Origin of the sequence: Streptomyces sp. B6B3 (assembly GCF_039871525.1) — a bacterium.
GTDB lineage: Bacteria > Actinomycetota > Actinomycetes > Streptomycetales > Streptomycetaceae > Streptomyces.
Window position 1 is genome coordinate 824,285 of the sequence record NZ_JBDPLU010000001.1, and the last position, 21,684, is coordinate 845,968.

Below are 21,684 nucleotides of genomic sequence, written 5' to 3' on the forward strand. Positions count from 1 at the left end.
CGATTGGGTGGGGCCTGGCCAGGGTTCGTCACACCTGACGCGCATGCGCCCCCGTTGGGCCTAAGACCATACTTGTTGCCGTACGGTTCCGCGTCAGGCGTCCCGTTTTTGCACCACCAGATAGCCGGCGAGCACCGCCGCGGCCACCCAGGCGAGCATGATCAGCAGGCCGAGCCAGGGGCCGTAGGGGCGGTCGCCGTCGTCGATCACGCTCATCACCCGGGAGCCGGCCACGTCGGGCAGGTAGTTGCCGACCCGCCGGGTGGCCTCCACGTTGGACAGGATGCTGGAGATCAGGAAGAAGAACGGCATCAGCACCCCGAAGGAGAGCATCGCGCTGCGCAGCATCCAGGTCACGCCCATCGCGAAGAGCGCGATCAGGCCCATGTAGAGACCGCCGCCGACCACCGCGCGCAGCACGTGGGGCTCGCCGAGGTCCGTCCGGTAGGGGCCGAGCAGCGCCTGGCCCAGGAAGAACGCCAGGAAGCTGGTGACCATGCCGACCAGCAGCGCCAGCGCCGTGGCCACCAGCAGCTTCGCGAACATCAGCACCCCGCGCCGCGGCACCGCGGCCAGCGAGGCGCGGATCATGCCCGTGCCGTACTCCGAGGACACCACCAGGATGCCGAAGGCGATCATGGCGAGCTGGCCCAGCGTGGTGCCGGCGAAGCTGGTGAACGTCGGATCGAAGGTCAGCTGCTCCTCCCGGGACAGATCGTCGAAGGAGTGCCGCACCACGAGGCTGATCAGCATGCCGAGCGCGACGGTGACCAGCACCGCGGTCACCAGCGTCCACAGCGTCGAGCGCACCGACCTGATCTTCGTCCACTCCGAGCGCACCACCCGGCCGAACTCCGCCATGGCTAGCGGCCCCATCCGCCGGCCCGGCCGGGCGCCTCGTGTGCCTCGTACTCGACCGTCTCGTGAGTCAGCCGCATGAACGCCTCCTCCAGGGACGCCCGCTGCTGGCTCAGCTCGTGCAGCACCAGACCGTGTGCGGCGGCCACCTCGCCGACCCGCTCGGGGGGCGCGTCGGTCACCTCCAGGCTGTCGTCGGGGTGGCGCTCCGGCGACAGGCCCGCGGCCGCCAGGGCCTCGCGCAGCCGCTCCGGTTCGGGGCCGCGCACCCGCACGAAGGCCCGCGCGTTCTCCGCGATGAACCGCTCCATCGAGGTGTCGGCCAGCAGCCGGCCCCGCCCGATGACCACCAGATGGTCGGCGGTGAGCGCCATCTCGCTCATCAGGTGGCTGGAGACGAACACGGTGCGGCCCTCGGCGGCCAGTCTGCGCATCACGGTGCGCACCCAGTGGATGCCCTCCGGGTCCAGGCCGTTGACCGGCTCGTCGAACATCAGGATCCGCGGGTCGCCGAGCAGGGCGGTGGCGATGCCGAGGCGCTGGCCCATGCCGAGGGAGAAGCCCTTGGGGCGCTTGCGGGCCACGGAGCCGAGGCCGACGAGGTCCAGCACCTCGTCGATCCGCCGCTCCGGGATGTCGTTGGTCTGCGCCAGGCACCGCAGGTGGTTGTAGGCGGTGCGCCCCGGATGCACGGCGCGCGCCTCCAGCAGCGCGCCGAGGTGGCGCAACGGTTCGCGCAGCTCCGCGTAGTGCTTCCCGTCGATCAGCACGTCGCCGCTGGTGGGATGGTCCAGGCCCAGGATCATCCGCATGGTGGTCGACTTGCCGGCGCCGTTGGGGCCAAGGAAGCCGGTGACCACGCCGGGGCGTACGGCGAAGCTCAGGTGGTCCACGGCCGTCTTGTCGCCGAACCGCTTCGTCAACGCCGACAGCTCGATCATGCGACCGACGCTAGGACGGCGCAGGGCCCGCCGCCCGGTGAGGACGGCGGGCCCTGCGCCGTTGGGGTGATGACCGGCCGAGTGGACCGTGCGTCACGCCGCGGCGTCAGCGGGACTGCTGGGCGGGCACGCCCTTGGAGAGGTTGTCGTCGCCGTCGTCGTCGGAGCCCAGCGTGGCCGCGGCGACCTGCGCCCCGGTCAGCGTGGCCAGCATCTCGCGCACGTTGGTCAGCTGCGCGTTGATGCTGTCGCGACGGTTGGTCAGGGCGGCCAGCTCACGCTCGGACTCGCTGCGGATCCGGTCGGCCTTGGCGTTGGCGTCGGCCACGATGTCCTCGGCCTGGCGCTGCGCGGTCTCCACCGTCTGGCGGGCCCGGCGCTCGGCGTCGGTGCGCAGCTTCTCGGCCTCCAGGCGCAGCTGCTCGGCGCGGTGCTCGATCTCCGCGAGCCGCTTCTCGGCCTTGGCCTGACGGGACGCCAGGTCCCGCTCGGACTGCTCGCGCCGCTTCGCCAGGTTGGTCTCGAAGTCGGCCGCGGCCTGGGCCGCCTTGGCGCGGGTCTCCTCGAAGAGGGAGTCCGCCTCCTCGCGCTTGGCCAGGGCGTCCTTGTCGGCCTCGGCGAGCGTCGCCGCCGCCTCGCCCTGGGCCTTCTCGACGATGCGGGCGCCCTCGTCCTCGGCCTTGGCCTTGCGCTCGGTGGCGTAGGCCTCCGCGTCGTTCCGCACCTGCTGGGCCGCGCCCTCGGCCAGCTCCCGGTGCTGCTCGGCGGCCCTGCGGGCCTCCTCGCGCAGGTCCTTCGCCTCCTCCTCGGCGAGGCGGAGGATCTTCTCGACCCGGGCACCGAGGCCGGCGTAGGACGGCTCGGCGTCGTTGACCTGGGCCTGGGCGTTCTGCGTCTCGAGGTGCAGCTCCTCGATCCGCTTCTCCAGGGACGTGATGCGGGCCAGTGCGCTGTCGCGGTCGGCAACGAGCTTCGAGATGCGGTCGTCCACCTGCCCGCGGTCGTAGCCACGCCGCACGAGCTCGAAGCCGAAGGGGGAGGAAAGGTCGCTCATGGGGTTCCTGTCGATTCAGACGGGGTGAGTGAGTAGTGATCTTGGCCTGGGCGTTCAGCGCTTCGAGGTCGAGCTCCTAAGCGTTTGATCAGCCTTCGATTTCTCAGACGGGTCCACGCCCTCGAAGGCATCATCCTAGGGGGCAAACCGGCGTGTCATCGAGCCGATCTCCATTCTCTGTGGAGAATGTTGCGCCTGTTTCGTGACGCTCCACCCGCTCGGGTGGTATGGCGTCAGCCGAGGCACTCTCACCCCACTACGTCCGGGGGCGTTTTCCGGACGGACGGGACGAACCGGCGCCGGCGCCGGCGGCAACCGTGCCCGGACCACCCTTACCGCCCCCGCCGCCCGGCGACTTGGGCGCCTCGAACGACTCCAGCGCCTCCAGCACGTCCTGCACCCGGGAGATCTCGGCGTTGATGTCCTCGCGCCTGCGGGACAACTTCTCCAGCTCCCGCTTGCCCTCGTCGACCATCCGCCTGGCCTCGCGCTCGGCCTCGGCGCGCGTCTGCTGCGCCTCCCTGAGCACCTGGGAGCGCTTCTCCTCCGCCTCCTTCAGCAGCGCCTCGGCCTTCTTCACCGCGGCGATACGCACCTTGCTCGCCTCGGAGTTGGCCTCGGCGACCGTCGCCTCGGCGCTGGCGTGCGCCTCGGCGCGCTGCTCCTCGGCGGCCCTCACCAGCTTGTCCACCCGCTCGCCCGCGGCCCTGGCCTGCTCCGCCGACTCCCGCCTGGCGCGGTCGTGCAGTTCCTCGACCTCCTGCTCGACCCGGACCCGCAACTCCTCGGCCCTGGACCGTATCGACACCGCGTCCCGGCGGGCCTCGTCCAGCAGCTGGTTGGCGTCCACCCGGGAGGTCTCCACCAACTCGCTGCCTGCCTCCTGGGCTTCGGCGGTGAGTCGGTTCGCCTCCTTCCTGGCGGCGGCGACCATGGTGTCGGACTGCTCCTCGGCCGCCGCGGCGATGCGCAGCGCCTCCTCCTGTGCCTTGGCCACCAACTCGTCGGCCTGCGCGGCGGCCTCGTTCCGCTTGCGGGACGCCTCCCGCCTGGCGGTGTCGAGGATGTCGTCGGCCTCGGAACGCATGCGCTCCCCGGCCGCCTCGGCGGAGGACCGGATCTGGTCCGCCTCCTGGATCGCCTCCTTGACGGTGCGTTCGGCGAGCGCGGCGGCGGCCTCCTTCTCCTCCGCGGACTCCCTGAGCACCCGGGCGGCCTCGCGCTCGGCCTCCTCGCGGTGGGTCGCGATCTCCGCCTCGGCCACCTCGCGCAGCCCGGACACGGAGTCCCGCACCTGCTGCGCCTTGTGCTCGGCGGCGGCCACCAGCGTGTCGGCACGGCGCTCCGCCTCGTCCATCCGGGCCCGGGCGGCGGCCAGCACCTCCTCGCTCTGCTCCCTGGCCTGCGCCCGCTCCCGGTGCGCGGCGTCCCGCGCCTCGTCGAGCAGCCGGTCGCCCTCGGAGCGCAGCCGGGCGGCCTCCTCCCGGGCGGCGGCCAGCGCCTGCGCCGCCTCCGTGGCGGTCCGCTCGGCGGCGGCGGCTGCCTCGGCCCGCACCCGGTCGGCGCCCTGACGCGCCTCGTCGCGCAGCCGGGCGGCCTCCGAGGTGGCCTCGCCGCGCAGCCGCACGGCCAGGTCCTCGCCCTCGGCCCGCGCCCTGGCGGCGTCCGCCGCCGCCTCGTCGCGCAGCTGTCCCGCGGCCTCCTCGGCCTGTTCGGTCAGCGCCCTGATCCGCTCGGCCGCCTCCGCCCGCAGCCGCTCCACCTCGGCGTTCGCCTCGGCGTGCAGCCGGTCGGCCTCGGCCCTGGCCTCGCCGAGCGACTCCTCGGCCTGCGCCACCCGGCGCTCCGCCTCCTGGCGCAGCCGCTCCAGCTCGGCGGAGGCTGCCTCGCGCTCGGTGCGCGCCGCCTCCCGGGCGTCCGCCCGCAGCTGGCGGGCGGCCTCCTCGGCCTCCCTGGTGGTGCGCTCGGCCTGCTGGCCCGCGTCCTGGCGCTCCTTCTCCGCCTCGGCGCGCGCCTTCTTCAGGGACTGCTCGGCCTGGTTGCGCAGGGTGGTGGCCCGCTCGATCGCCTCGGTGCGCACCCGCTCGCTCTCCGAAACGGCGGAGCCGCGGGTCTCCTCGGCGTCGGCCTTGGCCTGGGTCAGCAGCTCCTCCGCGCTGGCCGCGGCCTGCTCGATCTGCTGCACCGCCTCGCGCCTGGCCTCGCTGCGCACCCGCTCGGCCTCCTCGACGGCCTCGGAGCGCAGCTGCTCGGCCTCGCCGCGGAGCCGGCGGGCCTCCTCCTGGAGCTCGACCGTCTTGGCGCGGTACTCCTTGGTGTCGTCCTTGGCGGCGCCCTTGAGCTGCGCCGCGACGTCGTGCGCCTCGGCGCGCAGCCGGTCGGCCTCCGCCTCGGCCTCGGCGCGCAGCCGCTCGGCCTCCTCGGTGGCCGCCTTGGTGGTGGCCTGGGCGTCCTTGGCCGCCTTGGTCAGCACCTCCTCGGCGGTGCGGGCCGCGTCGGCGAGCTGTGCCGCGTACTCCTCGGCCGACTTGCTCCTGGCCTCGTCGGCCGCCTCGGCCAGCAGCTGCTCCGCCTTGGCCCGGGCCTCGGCCAGCGCGTGCTCGGCCTCCTCCTTCTTGTTCTCCGCGTCCTGGGTGGCCTGGCTGACCATCCGGGCGATCTCGGCCTTGGCGGTCGCGGTGCGCTGTTCGTACTCCGACTCGGCGACCGACCGGCGCTTCTCCGCCTCCGCGGTGGCCTCGTCGACCAGCCGCCTGGCCTCCTCGCGGGCGGTGCGGAGCTCGGCCTGCGCCTCCGCCATCCGCTCCTCGGCCCTGCGCACCAGGCCCGCCGCCTCGCGGCGCCCGGCGTCGGTCTCCTGGGCGGTCGAGCTGCGCAGCCGTTCGGCGTGGTCGGTGGCCTCCTGGGCCTGGGCGGAGGCGGCGGTCAGCAGCCGCTCGGCGTCCGTCCTGGCCCGGCGCAGCACCTCCTCGGCCTCGGCGCGGGCGGTCTCGCCCTCCGTGGTCAGCCGCAGCCTGGCCTCCTCGGCCAGCCGCTGCGCCTCGGTCCTGGCCTGGCTGAGCGTCTGCTCGGCCTCGGCCCTGGTCTCCTCCAGCAGCCGGCGGGCCTGCGCCTCGCTGCGGGCGCGCAGCTGCTCGGCCCAGGCGACGTTCTCGTTGACGTGGGACTCGACCGTGGAGCGGCGCTGCGCCAGCTCCTCGTCCAGCCGCTGCCGCCGCCCCACCGCCTCGGCGTGCAGGTCGGCCTCCATCCGGGCGCGCTGCTCGGACTGCTCCTGCAGCGTCCGCTGGGCCCTGGCCCGGGCCTCGCGCAGCTCGCGCTCGGCGTCCGAGCGCATCTGGTCGGCCTGCATCTGCGCGGTGCGGAGCACCTGCTCCGCATGCGCGGGGGCGTCGCCGTAGACCGGGCGAAGCGCCAGGGCACGGCGGACCTCGTGCAGTTTGGCCCGCAGCACCTCGACCTGGTAGCCGAGGTCGTCGGCGTGGTCGACCGCCTTGTCCCGCTCCTTCTTCAGCCGCTCCATCTCGGCTTCGAATCGCGAGAGGTGGTCGTCAGTTTGGTAGGCGTCGTAGCCCCGCACTGCGCGGTCCCATCCGTCCCCTGGTCGTGGTGTTGCTGTTCCGGATGCCCGCCCGCGAAAGGGCCGCCCTCGCAGGCTGACGCCGGATCATCGGCCGAGCGCGGGACGAGGAGATAGCCCATGCCCCGGCCCCGGCCACTCTACCGGGCAGGGGAGCCCGCGTCAGTGGTCCGACGGGTCTGCGGGGGGCGCGCCGGCGGCGGACGCGCCGGGGGTGGTGACCAGCTCCGTGAGCACCCCGTGACAGTCCCTGGGGTGCAGGAAGGTGATCCGCGAGCCCATGGAGCCGCGGCGGGGGGTGTCGTAGACCACGCGGACGCCCCGGTCGCGGATGGCGGCGGCGTCGCCGTCCACGTCGGGCGTGCCGAAGGCGATGTGGTGCACGCCCTCGCCGTGTCTGGCCAGCCACTTGGCCACCGGGGAATCGTCGCTGGTCGGCTGGAGCAGCTGGACGTACGAGGCCGCGCCGTCGTCGGTACCGTTGATCCTGAGCATGGCCTCGCGCACTCCCTGGTCCTCGTTGACCTCGGAGTGGAAGACCTCGAAGCCGTAGGTGGCCCGGTAGAACTCGACGGTGGCGTCAAGATCGAAGCAGGCGATCCCGATGTGGTCGATGCGCGTCAACATCTCCTCAGTGCACCGCCCTTCGCGGGGGCGCGCAACGTGCGCGGAGTCACACCGACGCGCCGCTGACCCGGTGCGTCACGCTCAGTACATTTGAGTGAACCATCGTTCACTTTCCTCAGGGGCGAAGGAGCCGGAACATGGGAGTCGGAGCATGACGGCGGGAAGCGGCACGGGATCGGTGATCGTCGCGGGCGCGCGTACGCCGATGGGCCGGCTGCTCGGGGCGCTGCGCGGGTTCTCCGGCGCGGAGCTGGGCGGCTTCGCCATCCGGGCGGCGCTGGAGCGGGCCGGGATCACCGGCGAGCAGGTCCAGTACGTGGTGATGGGGCAGGTGCTGCAGGCCGGCGCCGGGCAGATCCCGGCGCGGCAGGCCGCGGTCGCCGCCGGCATCCCGATGAGCGTCCCGGCGCTCACGGTGAACAAGGTCTGCCTCTCCGGGCTCGACGCCATCGCCCTGGCCGACCAGCTGATCCGCGCCGGCGAGTTCGACGTGGTGGTCGCCGGCGGCCAGGAGTCCATGAGCGGCGCGCCGCACCTGTTGCCGAAGGCCAGGGAGGGCATCAAGTACGGCGCGGTCCAGATGCTGGACGCCATGGCGCACGACGGGCTGACCGACCCGTTCGAGGGCATCGCCATGGGCGAGTCGACCGAGCGGTTCAACGCGCTGCTGAGCATCGGGCGCGCGGAACAGGACGCGGTCGCCGCGGCCTCGCACCAGCGCGCCGCCGCGGCCAGGAAGAACGGCCTGTTCGAGGCGGAGATCACGCCGGTGACCGTGCCGCAGCGCCGGGGCGATCCGGTGGTCGTCGCGGAGGACGAGGGCATCCGGCCGGAGACCACCGAGGAGACGCTGGGCCGGCTGCGGCCCTCGTTCAGCGCCGACGGCACCATCACCGCCGGCACCTCCTCGCAGATCTCCGACGGGGCGGCGGCGGTGGTCGTGATGTCCCGGGCGCGCGCCGAGGAACTCGGGCTGAGCTGGATCGCCGAGATCGGCGCGCACGGGAACGTCGCGGGCCCGGACAACTCGCTGCACTCGCAGCCCTCGCGGGCCATCCAGCGGGCGCTGGACCGGGAGGGGCTGACCGTCGGGGACCTGGACCTCGTCGAGATCAACGAGGCGTTCGCGGCGGTGGCCGTCCAGTCGATGCGGGACCTCGGCCTCTCTCACGAAAGAGTGAACGTGAACGGCGGCGCCATCGCGCTCGGTCACCCGATCGGCATGTCGGGCGCCCGGCTGGCGCTGCACCTGGCCCTGGAGCTGGGCCGGCGCGGCGGCGGCACCGGCGCGGCCGGGCTGTGCGGCGGCGGTGGCCAGGGCGACGCGCTGATCCTGCGGGTGCCGCGCCGGTGACGAGCGGCGGGGCGGCCCGCGGGCCCGACGTGGCCGAGCTGGTGGCGCGGGCCAGGGACGGGCAGGCCAGGGCGGTGGCGCGGCTGATCTCGTACGTGGAGGGCGCCTCGCCGCGGCTGCGCGAGGTGATGGCCGCGCTGGCGCCGTACTCCGGCAACGCCTACGTGGTAGGCCTGACCGGCTCGCCCGGGGTGGGCAAGTCCACCGCGACCTCGGCGCTGGTGACCGCGTACCGCAGGTCCGGACGGCGGGTCGGGGTGCTGGCCGTCGACCCGTCGTCGCCGTTCTCCGGCGGGGCGCTGCTCGGCGACCGGGTGCGGATGGGCGAGCACGCCTCCGACCCCGGCGTCTACATCCGTTCCATGGCCACCCGCGGGCACCTCGGCGGCCTGGCCTGGGCGGCGCCGCAGGCCGTCCGGGTGCTGGACGCGGCCGGCTGCGACGTGGTCCTGGTGGAGACCGTGGGCGTCGGCCAGTCGGAGGTCGAGATCGCCGGCCAGGCGGACACCTCGGTGGTGCTGCTGGCGCCCGGCATGGGGGACGGCATCCAGGCGGCCAAGGCCGGGATCCTGGAGATCGGCGACGTCTTCGTGGTGAACAAGGCGGACCGGGAGGGCGCGGACGCCACCGTCAGGGAGCTGCACCACATGCTGGGCCTGGGCGAGGCCCGGGCGCCCGGCGACTGGCGTCCCTCGGTGGTGCGGACGGTGGCCGCCCGGGGGGAGGGCATCGACGAGGTGGTCGAGGCCCTGGAGAAGCACCGCGCCTGGATGGCCGAGCGCGGGGTGCTGGCCGAGCGCCGGACCCGGCGGGCCGCGCGCGAGGTGGAGACGATCGCGGTCACGGCGCTCCGCGAGCGGATCGCCGACCTCAGCGGCGACCGGCGGCTGGACGCGCTGGCCGAACGGATCGTGGCCGGCGCGCTGGATCCCTATGCGGCGGCGGACGAGCTGGTGGCCGGGGTCACCGAGGGCTGACGCCGGTCAGCGGCTTGGCGTAGCAGGCCACCACGCGACTCTCGGACAGATAGCGGCCGTAGCGCGGGGTGGGGGTGAAGCCGAAGGACTCGTAGAGCGCCGTCGCCGGGCCCTGCCGCATGCCGGTCGCCAGCCGCAGCCGGCGGTAGCCGAGCTGCCGGGCCAGCGTCTCCAACTCGGCCAGCAGGCCGCGGGCCAGGCCCCGGCCGCGCGCCTCCGGCATGACGTACATCCGCTTGACCTCGCCCGTGGCGGGATCGTCCGGGGTGGGCTGGAGCGCGACGCAGCCGGCGGCCTCGCCCTCGACGACGGCCACCAGGTAGCGCGCGTCGGGCAGCACGTCGGAACGACCCCGGGGCCCGTATCGCGCGACGAGTTCGGCGAACGCGGCGGCGAGCAGGCGGGCCAGCCCGGGGTCGTCAGGAGTGCGCTCCTCTATAAACATGCGGCCCATCGTATAGCCATGAGGCCGCGAGGCGCGGTGCGGGTCCGACGTCAGTCGTCCTGGTCGTCGTTCTGGTCGTCCGAGCCGCTGTCGTCGTTGGTGTCGTCGTTGGTGTCGTCGTTCTGGTCGTCCGTCTCGTCGCGGTCGTCCCGGTCGGTGTCACCGGCGTTGTCGTCCTGGTCGTTCTGGTCGTCCGCGTCGTCGTTCCCGGTGCCCGAGTCGTCGTCGCCGTCCCAGCCGTCGTCGCTGCCGTCGTCGTCGCCGTCGTTCTCCTGCTCCTGGCCCGTGATCTCGCCCGTCGCCAGGTCGACGTTCAGCTCGTACTCGGTGCCGTCGTCACCGCGCAGTTCGACGTGCCAGTGGTCGCCCTCCAGGTCCGCCTCCCGAAGCGCGGCGCCGGTCTCGTCCTCGGCGATCCTGATCGCCGCGCCGACGTGCGTGCCGTCCTCGCGCAGCAGGTTCACGGTGGCGTCGTCCAGGCCCCGGCCGTCGTCGTCCGAGCCGTCGTCGTCGCCGTCGTCGTCCGAGTCGTCGCCCCCGCTGCTGGACACCAGCACCTCCGAACCGTCCTCGGAGACCCGCAGGTGGTGCCACTGCCCGTCGTCGCCCCAGACGCCGACCTCCCAGCCGTTGCCCTGGCCGTCGTCCGAGTCCCGCTCGATCGAGGTCACCACGCCCGGCGCCTCGGCCAGGGCGGACTCGGCCGCCCGCTGCGCGTCGCCCGCCGCGTCGTCGGTGCCGGTGTCGGCGCTGGTGTCGGAGTGGGTGTCGGTGTCGTCGGTGCCGATGTCGTCCGCGCCGCCGCCCTCGACGACCTCGCCGGAGGCCAGGGTCTGCGACGCCTGTCCGGTGTTCCCGTCGTCCGTCCCGAGGGCGGCGCCCGCCAGGGACCCGCCGCCGATCACGGCGGCCGCGGCGGCGACGGCGATGATGACGTTGCGCTTCATGGGTAGCTCATCCCCATTCGTTGGTTCTTGGTCGTTTCCGATCGATGGGACCGACGATGACGGACCGTTGCTGAAGGGGAGCTGAAGCTTCCTGAAGCCGCCTTCAGGAAGCATTTGCCAAGCTGGGCTCATGCGCCTGCTCATCGTGGAGGACGAACGCCGACTGGCCAGGTCACTGGCCCAGGGCCTGACGGCCGAGGGCTTCGCCGTGGACGTGGTACACAACGGCACCGACGGGCTGCACCGCGCCACCGAACACGAGTACGACCTGATCATTCTCGACATCATGCTGCCGGGCCTGAACGGCTACCGGGTCTGCGCCGCGCTGCGGGCCGCCGGGGACGAGACGCCGATCCTGATGCTGACCGCGAAGGACGGCGAGTACGACGAGGCCGAGGGCCTGGACACCGGCGCCGACGACTACCTGACCAAGCCGTTCTCGTACGTCGTGCTGGTGGCCCGGGTGCGGGCGCTGCTGCGCCGCCGGGGGCGAGGAGCGGCGCCGGAGCTACGGGTGGGGGATCTCGTGGTGGACCGGGGCGCGCGGCGGGTGGTGTACGCCGGGGTGGAGACCAGCCTCACGGCGAAGGAGTTCGCGGTGCTCGAGCATCTGGCCAGCCGGGCGGGCGAGGTCGTCTCGAAGGCGGAGATCCTGGAGCACAGCTGGGACTTCGCCTACGACGGCGATCCGAACATCGTGGAGGTGTACGTCAGCGCGCTGCGCAGGAAGCTGGGCGCGAGCCTGATCGTCACGGTGCGCGGCGCCGGCTACCGGCTGGTGGCTCCCCGTGGGTAGCGTGCGGGCCCGGGCGGCCCTGGGCGCGACGGCGGTGGTGGCGGTGGCCCTGGTCGTGGCGGGGCTGCTGATGCTGGTGATGCTGCGCGACAACCTGGACGAGCAGGTGGACCTGCAGGCCGAGCTGGCCGCCCGGGAGATCGCCGCCCAGCTGGCCACGGAGAACGGGCTGGCGGACCTGGAACTGGGGGCCGAGGGGCCGGTGCAGGTGCTCGACGGCGAGGGCCGGGTGATCGCGGTGAGCGACGATCTGGAGGCCATCTCGGGCACCCCGACCGACGCGGTCACTCCGGTGCGGATTCCCGCGCCGAACGGCGGGGACGGGGGCGGCACGGACCCCACCCCGCAGTCGTATCGGCATCCGGCCAACGACGACGGGGACGACGACTCGGACGACAGCGCCGACGACGACTCCGACGACGGTGACACCTCGGACGGCGACGGCGACGACACCGGCACCTCGGACGACGACGGCTCGGACGACACCGGCACGTCGAACGACGACGGGCCGGACGACAGCAGCGGGGAGGACAGCAGCCCCGGCGACGACTCCGACGGCGAGGACAGCGGGCTGGCGCCCGGCGAGGTGGGCGAGGAGGTCGGCGAGGTGACGAACGGCACCGCCGTGCTGGACGGCCAGCGCGGCGAGTACCGCTTCGCCAGCGTCGACGCGGTCACCACGCGCGGGCAGGACGTCACCGTCTACGCCGGTGCGCCCCTGGACGTCGAACAGGCTGCCGTGAACAGCGTCCGCACCTCGATGCTGGTCGGGCTCCCGGTGCTGCTCGCCGTCGTCGCCGGCGTGACCTGGCTGGTGACCCGCCGCGCCCTGCGGCCGGTCGAGGGGATCCGGCAGGAGATGGTGGCGATCATGCGCTCCGAGGACCTCTCCCGCCGGGTGCCGCAGCCCGCGTCCCGCGACGAGGTCGGCCGGCTGGCGCGCACCACCAACGAGACGCTCGCCGCGCTGGAGGCGTCCGTGGAGCGGCAGCGCCGCTTCGTCGCCGACGCCTCGCACGAACTGCGCAGCCCGATCGCCTCCCTGCGCACCCAGCTGGAGGTCGGCGAGGCCCACCCCGAGCTGCTCGACGTGCCGGGCGCGGTGCAGGACACGGTGCGGCTGCAGGATCTCGCCGCCGACCTGCTGCTGCTGGCCCGGCTGGACGCGGGGGAGCGCCCGCAGTCCGGTGCGGTCGAGCTGGACCGGCTGGTCGGCGACGAGCTGGAGCGGCGGGCCGGCGGCCCGGTGCCGGTGCGGAGCGCGACGATCGGCCTGCCGGCGATCGCCGTCTCGGGGTCCCGCGGCCAGCTGGCCCGGGTGCTGGGCAACCTGCTGGACAACGCGCAGCGGCACGCCCGCGGCGCGGTCCGGGTCTCGCTGCGCCGGGACGGGGCCGAGGCGGTGGTGGAGGTCGCCGACGACGGCGCCGGGGTGCCCGAGGCGGACCGGGAACGCATCTTCCAGCGGTTCGTCCGGCTGGACGACGCGCGCAGCCGGGACGACGGCGGCGCCGGCCTCGGCCTGGCCATCGCCCGCGACGTCGCGGTGCGGCACGGCGGCAGTCTCGGCGTGGACCGGGCGCCGGAGGGCGGGGCGCTCTTCGTGCTGCGGCTGCCCGCGGCGTGACGTCCGGCGGCCGGGCGGCGCCGGACGTGCGACGCGTGCGACGGGCGCGACGGGCATCGCGCCGGTCAGGGGCGGCCGCGCTCCGTGTGCAGGTGCTCGGCCACCGGGGCCAGGGACTCCTGGAGCGCCGCCAGGCCCTCGGCCGAGAGCAGGTCCACGAAGTGCCGGCGCACGGAGCCCACGTGGTGCGGCGCGACCTGCCGCATCGTCGTCCAGCCCTTCTCGGTCAGCACCGCGAACAGCCCGCGCTTGTCCGAGTCGCAGTGCTCCCGGCGCACCAGCCCCGACCGCTCCATGCGGGTGATCTGGTGGGAGAGCCGGCTCTTGGACTGCAGCGTGGCGGCGGCGAGGTCGCTCATCCGCATCCGGCGGTCCGTGGACTCGGAGAGGTTGACCAGAATCTCGTAGTCGTTCATGGTCAGTCCGAAGGGCTGGAGGTCCCGTTCCAGTTGGTGCATCAGCAGCCTGCTGACATCCAGATGGGTGCGCCAGGCGCGCTGCTCCGCCTCGCTCAGCCAGTCGGTGCCGGTATCCGCGTCCATGTCCTGAACTCTAGCCAAGCGGCCGGCCCGGTCGGCCGGGCACCGTACGGGACCGGCCGGGCCCCGTACGGCGGGCGCGCCGGCGCGGCTGCCACAATGGTTTGTGCATCGGTTCACAAGATCTCTTCCCACGGAAAGCGGCATTCCATGGAACTCAAGACCGCGAGCGCCCTGCGGCGGCTCCGCCTGGTGTCCGTCCCCGAGGCGGTCTCCTTCCTGGTGCTCCTGCTCTGCTCCGTGCTCAAGCGGACCACCGACTTCAACGCGGTGCCGGTGATGGGCGCGGTGCACGGCGGCCTCTTCGTCCTCTACGTGATCTTCTGGGCCGACGCCTGGAAGCGCGCGGGATGGTCGCTGGGCACCGCCGCCTGGTTCTTCCTGATGTCGGTGCTGCCCACCGGCGGGTTCTTCGCCGACCGGCGGCTGCGCCGGAGCCAGGGCGACGCGGCGATCGCGGCCCGGGCCCGCCGGGAGGGCGTGGTCAACGCCCGCCTGGACGCCTGACGCGGCCCGGCGCCCGGCGCCCGAGGGGCATGTGGGCACCCCCGTCGTGGGGCGACCAGCCGGTAGGGTCGCTGGCGTGCCGAAACCGCTCAGCCTTCCGTTTGATCCGATCGCCCGCGCAGAGGAGCTCTGGCAGGCGCGTTGGGGCCCCGCGCCGGCCATGTCCGCGATCACCTCGATCATGCGGGCCCACCAGATACTGCTCGCCGAGGTGGACGCGGTGGTCCGCCCGTACGGCCTGACGTTCGCCCGGTACGAGGCGTTGGTCCTGTTGACCTTCAGCAAGGCGGGCGAGCTCCCCATGTCCAAGATCGGCGAGCGGCTGATGGTCCACCCCACCTCGGTCACCAACACGGTGGACAGGCTGGTCAGGTCCGGGCTGGTCATCAAGCGGCCCAATCCGAACGACGGCCGCGGCACGCTGGCCGCCATCACCGAGGAGGGGCGCGCGGTGTGCGACGCGGCGACCCGGGACCTGATGGCGATGGAGTTCGGGCTGTCCACCTACGACGCCGAGGAGTGCCGGGAGATCTTCGCGATGCTCCGGCCGCTGCGGGTCGCCGCGCAGGACTTCAAGGAGGACTGAGCCGTGTCGGGATCCTCCGAGGCCACGCGCGGAACGCCCGGAAAGACCCGATAGGCTCTCCTCCATGAAGCGGAGTGTGCTCACGCGGTACCGGACCATGGCCTACGTCACCGCGGTGATGCTTTTGGTGCTGTGCACCTGCATGGTCTTCAAGTACGGATTCGACACGGGCGAGGACGCCACGCTGCTGGTGTCCCAGGCGCACGGCCTGCTGTTCATGGTCTACCTGGTGTTCGCCTTCGACCTGGGCCAGAAGGCCCGCTGGTCCTTCGGCAGGCTGCTCTGGGTGCTGGTCTCCGGCACCATCCCGTTCGCCGCGTTCTTCGTGGAGCGCGGGGTCACCGCCGAGGTCCTGCCGCTGGTCGCCGGGGCGGACGCGGGGCGGGACGGCACCACCGTCGAGGTCTGACAGCGGCGCGTGCGATCGACAGTTATTTGGACGTCCTAGTAAATTGTCTCCATGGACGCCATGGATGCCTTGGACGCTGACGCCATCGCAGAGGGTCGCCGACGCTGGCAGGCCCGTTTCGACGCGGCCCACACCCGGGACGCCGACTTCACCACGCTCTCCGGCGATCCCGTTGAGCCCGTGTACGGCCCGCGGCCCACTGACACGTACGAGGGATTCGAGCGGATCGGCTGGCCGGGCGAGTTCCCCTTCACCCGGGGCCTCTATGCCACCGGGTACCGGGGCCGGACGTGGACCATCCGCCAGTTCGCCGGGTTCGGCAACGCCGAGCAGACCAACGAGCGCTACCGGATGATCCTGGACGCCGGCGGCGGCGGACTGTCGGTGGCCTTCGACATGCCCACCCTGATGGGCCGGGACTCCGACGACCCGCGCTCGCTCGGCGAGGTCGGGCACTGCGGCGTCGCCGTGGACTCGGCCGCCGACATGGAGACCCTCTTCCGGGGCATCCCGCTCGGCGACGTCACCACGTCCATGACGATCAGCGGCCCCGCCGTCCCCGTCTTCTGCATGTACCTGGTCGCCGCGGAGCGGCAGGGCGTCGCCCCCGAGGTGCTCAACGGCACGTTGCAGACGGACATCTTCAAGGAGTACATCGCGCAGAAGGAGTGGCTCTTCGAGCCCGAGCCGCACCTGCGGCTGATCGGCGACCTGATGGAGTACTGCGCCCGCCGCATCCCCGCCTACAAGCCGCTGTCCGTCTCCGGCTACCACATCAGGGAGGCCGGTTCGACGGCCGCGCAGGAGCTGGCGTTCACGCTCGCCGACGGCTTCGGCTACGTCGAGCTGGGGCTGTCCCGCGGCATGGCCGTCGACGACTTCGCGCCGGGCCTGTCCTTCTTCTTCGACGCGCACGTCGACTTCTTCGAGGAGATCGCCAAGTTCCGCGCCGCCCGCCGGATCTGGGCCCGCTGGATGCGCGACGTCTACGGGGCGCGCACCGAACGGGCGCAGTGGCTGCGCTTCCACACCCAGACGGCCGGGGTCTCGCTCACCGCGCAGCAGCCGTACAACAACGTGGTGCGCACCGCGGTCGAGGCGCTGTCCGCGATCCTCGGCGGCACCAACTCGCTGCACACCAACGCCCTGGACGAGACGCTGGCGCTGCCCAGCGAGCGGGCCGCGGAGATCGCGCTGCGCACCCAGCAGGTGCTGATGGAGGAGACCGGGATCACCAACGTCGCCGACCCGCTCGGCGGCTCCTGGTACGTCGAGCAGCTCACGGACCGGATCGAGGAGGACGCCTCGCGGATCTTCGACGAGATCATCGAACGCGGCCGGCGCGTGGTCCCCGACGACCAGCACCCCATCGGGCCGATCACCTCGGGGCTGCTGGCCGGCATTGAGGACGGCTGGTTCACCGGCCAGATCGCCGAGGCCGCGTTCCGCTACCAGCAGGCGCTGGAGAAGGGGGACAAGCGGATCGTCGGGGTCAACTGCCACACCGGTTCGGTCACCGGCGAGCTGGAGATCCTCCGGGTGAGCCACGAGGTGGAGCGCGAGCAGGTACGGGCGCTGGCGGCGCGCCGGAAGGCCAGGGACGACGCCGCGGTGCGCGCGTCGCTGGCCGGGCTGTTGGCCGCGGCGCGGGAGGGCCGCGGCATGATCGAGCCGATGCTGGACGCGGTGCGGGCCGAGGCCACGCTCGGCGAGATCTGCGGGGCGCTGCGCGACGAATGGGGGGGATACACCGAACCGCCCGGGTTCTAGGGCCTGTCGTTCGGATCTTCGCGGGGCCACGCCGCCTGGCATCCCACCTGGCTGCGTTGCCGAATCGCGCGAGTACGGCCCAGTACGAGCTGCGATCCGGCGCCTTGCCAGTCGGGCGCCAGACGACGCGGCCTGATCCACGAAGATCCAAACGACAGGCCCTAGGCTCCGTCTGATGTATAGCGCCGGTCAGGCGGGATTTGTCAGACGGGGCCGTGGCCCGTGCGGGGCCGGGCGCGCCTCCGGGTGCGCCCGGTCGGCGCCGGGGAGGTGCCGCGTTACGGAACCACGGTGGAAGGGGGGAGACTGGTGCCATGCAGCCACGCAACATGTCCATGAGCGGAGCGGTGGACCTCTCCGCGGTGAAGGCGGCCGCCGAGGCCAAGCAGAAGGCCGAGCAGGCCCGCGCCCAGCGGTCGGCCCAGCCGGGCGGGCCGCAGCCGGCTGGCGCGGTCCAGCTGGTCATCGACGTCGACGAGGCCGGGTTCGAGAGCGAGGTGTTGCAGCGCAGCACCGAGGTTCCGGTGGTCATCGACTTCTGGGCCGAGTGGTGCCAGCCCTGCAAACAGCTGAGCCCCATCCTGGAGCGGCTGGCCGAGGAGTATGCCGGGAAGTTCGTGCTGGCCAAGATCGACGTGGACAGCAACCAGATGCTGTTCCAGCAGTTCGGCGTGCAGGGCATTCCCGCGGTCTTCGCGGTGATCGCCGGCCAGGCGCTGCCGCTTTTCCAGGGTGCCGCCCCCGAACCGCAGGTGCGGCAGGTGCTCGACCAGCTGATCCAGGCGGCCGAGCAGCGCTTCGGCATCGTCGGAGCCCCGGTCGATCCGGAACAGGCCGCCGCCGCCCGGGAGACGACGCAGGCGGAGCCGCCCGAGCCGCCGTCCGACCCGGCGCTGACCGCCGCCCACATGGCCCTCGACTCGGGCGATCTGAATGGCGCGATCCAGGCGTACGAGAACGTGCTCGCCGACGATCCGGCCAATCCGGAGGCCAAGCTCGGCCTGGGCCAGGCGCAGCTGCTGGCCCGGGTGCAGGAGCTGGACCCGCAGGTGACCAGGAAGGCGGCGGCCGAGCGTCCCGACGACGTGGAGGCCCAGCTGGCGGCGGCGGACCTGGACCTGGTCGGCGGCCATGTCGAGGACGGATTCGGCCGGTTGATCAGCACCGTGCAGCGCACCGCGGGGGCGGACCGGGACGCGGCGCGGGTCCGTCTGCTCGAACTGTTCGAGCTCGTCGGCCCCGACGATCCGCGGGTGACCGCGGCTCGGGGCGCCCTCGCCCGGGTGCTCTTCTGAGCTGACGGCTTCTCAGGCGTTCGAAGCGGCCGTGTTTTACCAAAACTTGGTAAACGCGGCCGCCGTGACGCTCGGTAAGCGCTTCCGTGCGTTCTCCGGGCGTTACGTCCCTTTGGTTGACGTGTGGGGCACTCCTTCCGTTTCACTCTCCGTGTAGGCGCGCGGTCGAGTATCGCGGACATGGCACGTCTGGATTACCGGCGAGTAACGCGGGCCTTGTGTCGTGCCGTGAGATGCACCACGATCAGCCAAGCCGATGTGCCACGCGTCGGTTCCGGACCAGGGGGGTGCCCGTGCTCGCACGGGGCCTGGTCCGGTTTCGGTCACGGAAACCCCGTGGCCCGTGGCTGTCGCCGGGGTGCAGACCGGGGATACGCGCTTCTCCACTCCGGGCTGGGTATGCGCCTACCGACTGATGGGTGGGCCAGGGCCGGAGATGTTCGTCCGAGAAGGAGGAAAGTCATGGAGTCACAGCCTCGCGGCGGCACCAGATGGCGACGATTCGGTCTGGTGATGGTGCCGAGCGTGGCCGCCTCGGCGGCGATAGGCGTCGCCATCGCACAGGGAGCATTGGCCGCGTCGTTCTCGGTGTCCGGCCAGGAGTTCAAGGTTTCGGCCGGCCGGCTCGAGGGCGAGGGTTTCGTCCAGTACGGCACGGTCGTCGCGCCCGCGGGTTCGGAGAGTCACGAGCCGGTCGCGGTGTCGGCGTTCGACTCGGCCGAGATCACGGATCTCTGCCAGTCGGTGGTCATCCCCGGAGTACCGTTCCTCGGTGAGGTGACGGTCAAGATCACCGCCGGCACGGACCCGGACAACCCGGTCACCGCGGAGAACCTCTTCATCGACGTGTCGCAGTTGGACGCGGACGCCGTGTTCACGAACATCGACATCGGCGTGAGCGTGGACGACACCACCAAGGGCCCGGATCCGTCGGGGAACGTGCTCGCCGGCTCCTTCGCCCAGCAGGCCGACAGCGTGACGCTCACGGACATCGAGCAGACCGCGTGGGCCACGTCCGCCGGCACGTTCCGGCTCAGCAACCTGAGCCTGAGCCTGCACGACGGCAAGAACGAGTGCTTCGAGTGACGGCCTGAACCGTGCCTGGGGCAGGGGAGTCTGGCACCTCTGCCCCAGGGGCACCCGAACGTATCGTGCATCCCTGGCCATGGGGGCCTGGGAGGTACCCCCAAACGTTGCGCCACAGGGAGTACGTGCCGTGAGCACTCACACCGAAGAACTGACGAGAGCGTCGCTTTTCAGCCGGGGGCGCGTGGCCTTCCGGCACTTCCGCTGGCGGCGCCCGTTCTGGGCCGGTCTGTTCACCATGATCGCCGGCCTGCCGATCGCCTACTTCCCGTACCGGGACGTCACCCTGGGCGATCTCACCATCCGCATGGCGACCACGGCGGGCGCCGGGTCGCTGGTCATCGGCGTGTTGCTCGTGGTGCTGGGGTTGACGGTGTGGTTCCAGCCGCACGTCCGGATGTTCGCCGGAGTCGCGACCGTACTGCTGTCGATCGTCTCCCTGGTCGTCTCGAACTTCGGGGGCTTCCTCGTGGGCTTCCTCTTCGGGCTGATCGGCGGGGCGATGAGCATGGCCTGGGTGCCGGGCGACGCCGCGGCCCCGGGCAGCGCGGCGGGGCAGGGCCCGACGGGGGAGGGCGCGGCGCCTGAGGCGACTCCCGGCACCGGGAGCGCGCTGGCCGACTTCGCCGGAGCCGCGGCGGAGCGGGGGAAGGGGAAACATCGTGCCGACTGAAGAAGAGTCGAGCGAGGCCATAGCCGACACATCGGCCGACGCCTCCGAGGCGTCCGGCGAACGGTCGCCTCGGCACGCGGCCCGACGCAGATCGTTGCTCTCGCGGCTGCACATGCCGGTGGGCAAGGCCGTGGCGCTCGCCGCGGTGCCCTCCGCGGTGTTCCTCGGGACCGGGTTCACCTCGCCGCTGGCGAAGGCCGATCCGCAGCCGGAGAACCCCTTCTCGGGCAACTCCTGCGTGGAGATGCCCGACCAGGCCGGGCAGGACGAGCCCGCCGAGGACGGCGCCGAGGACACCGACACCGGCGAGGCCGACGCCTCGGACGGTGCGGCGGACCAGGACGACCAGGAGCCGGCGACCGGAGAGGGCGAGATCGGGCCCGCGGATCCGGACGAGACCGCGTCTCCCGACGAGACGACCGACTCGGCCGAGCCCACCGACGAACCCAGCCCCGATGCTTCCGAGGAGACCGACGCGGCCTCCGAGGGCCTCGTCGGGTCGGACGAGGCGGAGAGCGGCGGCGAGACCGCCGAGCCCGACCCGACGGCCACGGACGGGGGCTCCGCCGAGGGCACGGGCGGCGACGCCACCGAGGAGCCCACCGGGGACGCCACCGAGGAGCCGACAGGGGAGGCGACCGGAGAGGCGACCGAGGAGGCCGCGGACGCCGACCTGCTCGGGTCGACCGGCGACACGGGGACGGGCGAGGACGCCGGCACCACCGACGGCGACGGCGACGGCCTGCTGGGCGGGCTCGGCGACGCCCTGGAGGACCTGCTGAACCCCGGCGACGACGAGGACGAGCAGGACGGCGGTTCGTCCGGCGGCGACGGCGGTTCCTCCGACGGCGCCGACTCCTCCGGCGGTTCCGGATCCTCGGGCGGCTCGGGCGGCTCCGCGGACGGCGGCACCGGCTCCTCCGGCGGGGGTGGCGGCGAGCAGACCGCCGACCCCGAGGAGTCCGAGGGCGGCGACCGGGAGCAGAACGACGGGCGGGACGAGGAAGACGCCGCGGACGAGGACGCCGCCGGCTCCGACCCGTCGGCCGAGGACCCGTTCGCCCCGAACGAGCAGGGCCAGGAACCGTTCCCCTGTCCGGAGGAGAAGCAGGTCGCGGGCGTGGACGAGGAGACCGCTCTGACGCTGCCGAACGACCCCTGGTACCTGGAGGCGTCGTCACTGACCCTCTACGGTCTCGACTACCACGGCGTCGTCAACGTCACCACGGCGAACGGAACCGTCAAGCAGGTGCTGAAGTTCACCGCCGACCAGATCGACATCGGCGACCTGCACCAGATCGTGGACGGCCCGGACGAGATCCGCCGGCACGTGGGCACCGAGCCCGGCTCCGTCTCGACCTTCCGCAACGGCCAGGTGACGATGTACACCGAGCGCCTGGAGGGCAACCTGTTCGGCATCATCCCGGTCGTCTTCGACCCGGAGCACCAGCCGCCGCTGGACCTGCCGATCGCCAACTTCACCAACGTCCTCGTCACCCAGGCGGGCCAGTTCGGGGGCGAGCTCACCCTGCAGGGCATGCGGTCGTACATCACCCAGGACGGCCCCACGCCGACGGAGTGACCCGCCGGGAGCCCATCCCGGCCGCACACAT

The 21,684-nt window shown here is 72.7% G+C and carries 20 protein-coding genes; 12 read left to right on the forward strand and 8 right to left on the reverse strand.

What is annotated here, in order from left to right:
* Positions 1-93: 93 nt before the first annotated feature.
* From ABGB06_RS03470 to mce, 5 genes are all read right to left on the reverse strand, one after another.
* Positions 94-861 (reverse strand): ABC transporter permease, encoded by a 768-nt coding sequence (locus ABGB06_RS03470; RefSeq protein ID WP_347585146.1) that lies wholly within the window; start codon positions 859-861, stop codon positions 94-96.
* Positions 862-863: 2 nt separating this feature from the next.
* Positions 864-1,799 (reverse strand): ABC transporter ATP-binding protein, encoded by a 936-nt coding sequence (locus ABGB06_RS03475; protein ID WP_347585147.1) that lies wholly within the window; start codon positions 1,797-1,799, stop codon positions 864-866.
* Positions 1,800-1,905: 106 nt separating this feature from the next.
* Complete coding sequence (locus ABGB06_RS03480; RefSeq protein ID WP_347585148.1) at positions 1,906-2,853, reverse strand: cellulose-binding protein; 948 nt, start codon at positions 2,851-2,853, stop codon at positions 1,906-1,908.
* 256 nt (positions 2,854-3,109) lie between these two features.
* Entirely contained in the window at positions 3,110-6,433 is a 3,324-nt protein-coding gene (locus ABGB06_RS03485) for a hypothetical protein (protein WP_347585149.1), read from the reverse strand.
* 162 nt (positions 6,434-6,595) lie between these two features.
* The gene (gene mce / locus ABGB06_RS03490; protein ID WP_347585150.1) at positions 6,596-7,060 is read right to left on the reverse strand and encodes a methylmalonyl-CoA epimerase; all 465 of its coding nucleotides are present in this window, start codon (positions 7,058-7,060) and stop codon (positions 6,596-6,598) included.
* Positions 7,061-7,211: 151 nt separating this feature from the next.
* Here mce and ABGB06_RS03495 point away from each other — a divergent pair, with 151 nt between their 5' ends.
* Together ABGB06_RS03495 and meaB are read left to right on the forward strand one after the other, a co-directional pair.
* On the forward strand, positions 7,212-8,414 hold the full coding sequence (locus tag ABGB06_RS03495; protein ID WP_347585152.1) for an acetyl-CoA C-acetyltransferase: 1,203 nt from the start codon (positions 7,212-7,214) through the stop codon (positions 8,412-8,414).
* Complete coding sequence (meaB, locus tag ABGB06_RS03500) at positions 8,411-9,391, forward strand: methylmalonyl Co-A mutase-associated GTPase MeaB (RefSeq protein ID WP_347585153.1); 981 nt, start codon at positions 8,411-8,413, stop codon at positions 9,389-9,391. Before ABGB06_RS03495 ends, meaB begins: the two co-directional genes overlap by 4 nt.
* Here the strand turns inward: meaB and ABGB06_RS03505 are convergent.
* Both ABGB06_RS03505 and ABGB06_RS03510 read right to left on the reverse strand, forming a co-directional pair.
* A complete protein-coding gene (locus ABGB06_RS03505; protein ID WP_347585154.1) occupies positions 9,378-9,836 on the reverse strand; it encodes a GNAT family N-acetyltransferase in 459 nt (152 codons plus the stop codon). The two genes, meaB and ABGB06_RS03505, sit on opposite strands and share 14 nt — an antisense overlap.
* 50 nt (positions 9,837-9,886) lie before the next feature.
* Positions 9,887-10,783 carry a PepSY domain-containing protein gene (locus ABGB06_RS03510; protein WP_347585155.1) on the reverse strand — a complete coding sequence of 299 codons (897 nt, stop codon included), beginning with the start codon at positions 10,781-10,783 and terminating at the stop codon, positions 9,887-9,889.
* Between the two features lie 130 nt (positions 10,784-10,913).
* Between ABGB06_RS03510 and ABGB06_RS03515 the strand changes: the two genes are divergently transcribed.
* Entirely contained in the window at positions 10,914-11,579 is a 666-nt protein-coding gene (locus ABGB06_RS03515; RefSeq protein ID WP_347585156.1) for a response regulator transcription factor, read from the forward strand.
* Positions 11,572-13,206: a HAMP domain-containing sensor histidine kinase gene (locus tag ABGB06_RS03520; RefSeq protein ID WP_347585158.1), complete on the forward strand. Its 1,635-nt coding sequence runs from the start codon at positions 11,572-11,574 to the stop codon at positions 13,204-13,206. Before ABGB06_RS03515 ends, ABGB06_RS03520 begins: the two co-directional genes overlap by 8 nt.
* A gap of 65 nt (positions 13,207-13,271) precedes the next feature.
* Here ABGB06_RS03520 and ABGB06_RS03525 read toward each other — a convergent pair whose 3' ends face one another.
* Positions 13,272-13,748, reverse strand: a complete 477-nt coding sequence (locus ABGB06_RS03525; protein WP_347585159.1) for a MarR family transcriptional regulator — start codon at positions 13,746-13,748, stop codon at positions 13,272-13,274.
* Between the two features lie 147 nt (positions 13,749-13,895).
* Between ABGB06_RS03525 and ABGB06_RS03530 the strand changes: the two genes are divergently transcribed.
* The 8 genes from ABGB06_RS03530 (at position 13,896) to ABGB06_RS03565 (ending at position 21,653) form a co-directional block, all read left to right on the forward strand.
* Complete coding sequence (locus ABGB06_RS03530) at positions 13,896-14,252, forward strand: DUF3817 domain-containing protein (RefSeq protein ID WP_347585160.1); 357 nt, start codon at positions 13,896-13,898, stop codon at positions 14,250-14,252.
* Positions 14,253-14,328: 76 nt separating this feature from the next.
* Positions 14,329-14,838, forward strand: coding sequence for a MarR family transcriptional regulator (locus ABGB06_RS03535; RefSeq protein WP_347585161.1), 510 nt, complete (start codon positions 14,329-14,331; stop codon positions 14,836-14,838).
* A gap of 64 nt (positions 14,839-14,902) precedes the next feature.
* Positions 14,903-15,247 (forward strand): DUF3817 domain-containing protein, encoded by a 345-nt coding sequence (locus ABGB06_RS03540; RefSeq protein WP_347585163.1) that lies wholly within the window; start codon positions 14,903-14,905, stop codon positions 15,245-15,247.
* 69 nt (positions 15,248-15,316) lie between these two features.
* Entirely contained in the window at positions 15,317-17,017 is a 1,701-nt protein-coding gene (locus ABGB06_RS03545) for a methylmalonyl-CoA mutase family protein (protein ID WP_347585451.1), read from the forward strand.
* Between the two features lie 314 nt (positions 17,018-17,331).
* Positions 17,332-18,312 carry a tetratricopeptide repeat protein gene (locus ABGB06_RS03550; protein WP_347585164.1) on the forward strand — a complete coding sequence of 327 codons (981 nt, stop codon included), beginning with the start codon at positions 17,332-17,334 and terminating at the stop codon, positions 18,310-18,312.
* Between the two features lie 462 nt (positions 18,313-18,774).
* On the forward strand, positions 18,775-19,398 hold the full coding sequence (locus tag ABGB06_RS03555) for a DUF6230 family protein (RefSeq protein ID WP_347585165.1): 624 nt from the start codon (positions 18,775-18,777) through the stop codon (positions 19,396-19,398).
* Positions 19,399-19,528: 130 nt separating this feature from the next.
* Positions 19,529-20,071, forward strand: coding sequence for a DUF6114 domain-containing protein (locus tag ABGB06_RS03560; protein ID WP_347585166.1), 543 nt, complete (start codon positions 19,529-19,531; stop codon positions 20,069-20,071).
* A complete protein-coding gene (locus ABGB06_RS03565; protein ID WP_347585168.1) occupies positions 20,061-21,653 on the forward strand; it encodes a hypothetical protein in 1,593 nt (530 codons plus the stop codon). The genes ABGB06_RS03560 and ABGB06_RS03565 overlap by 11 nt, the downstream gene beginning before the upstream one ends.
* Positions 21,654-21,684 lie beyond the last annotated feature (31 nt).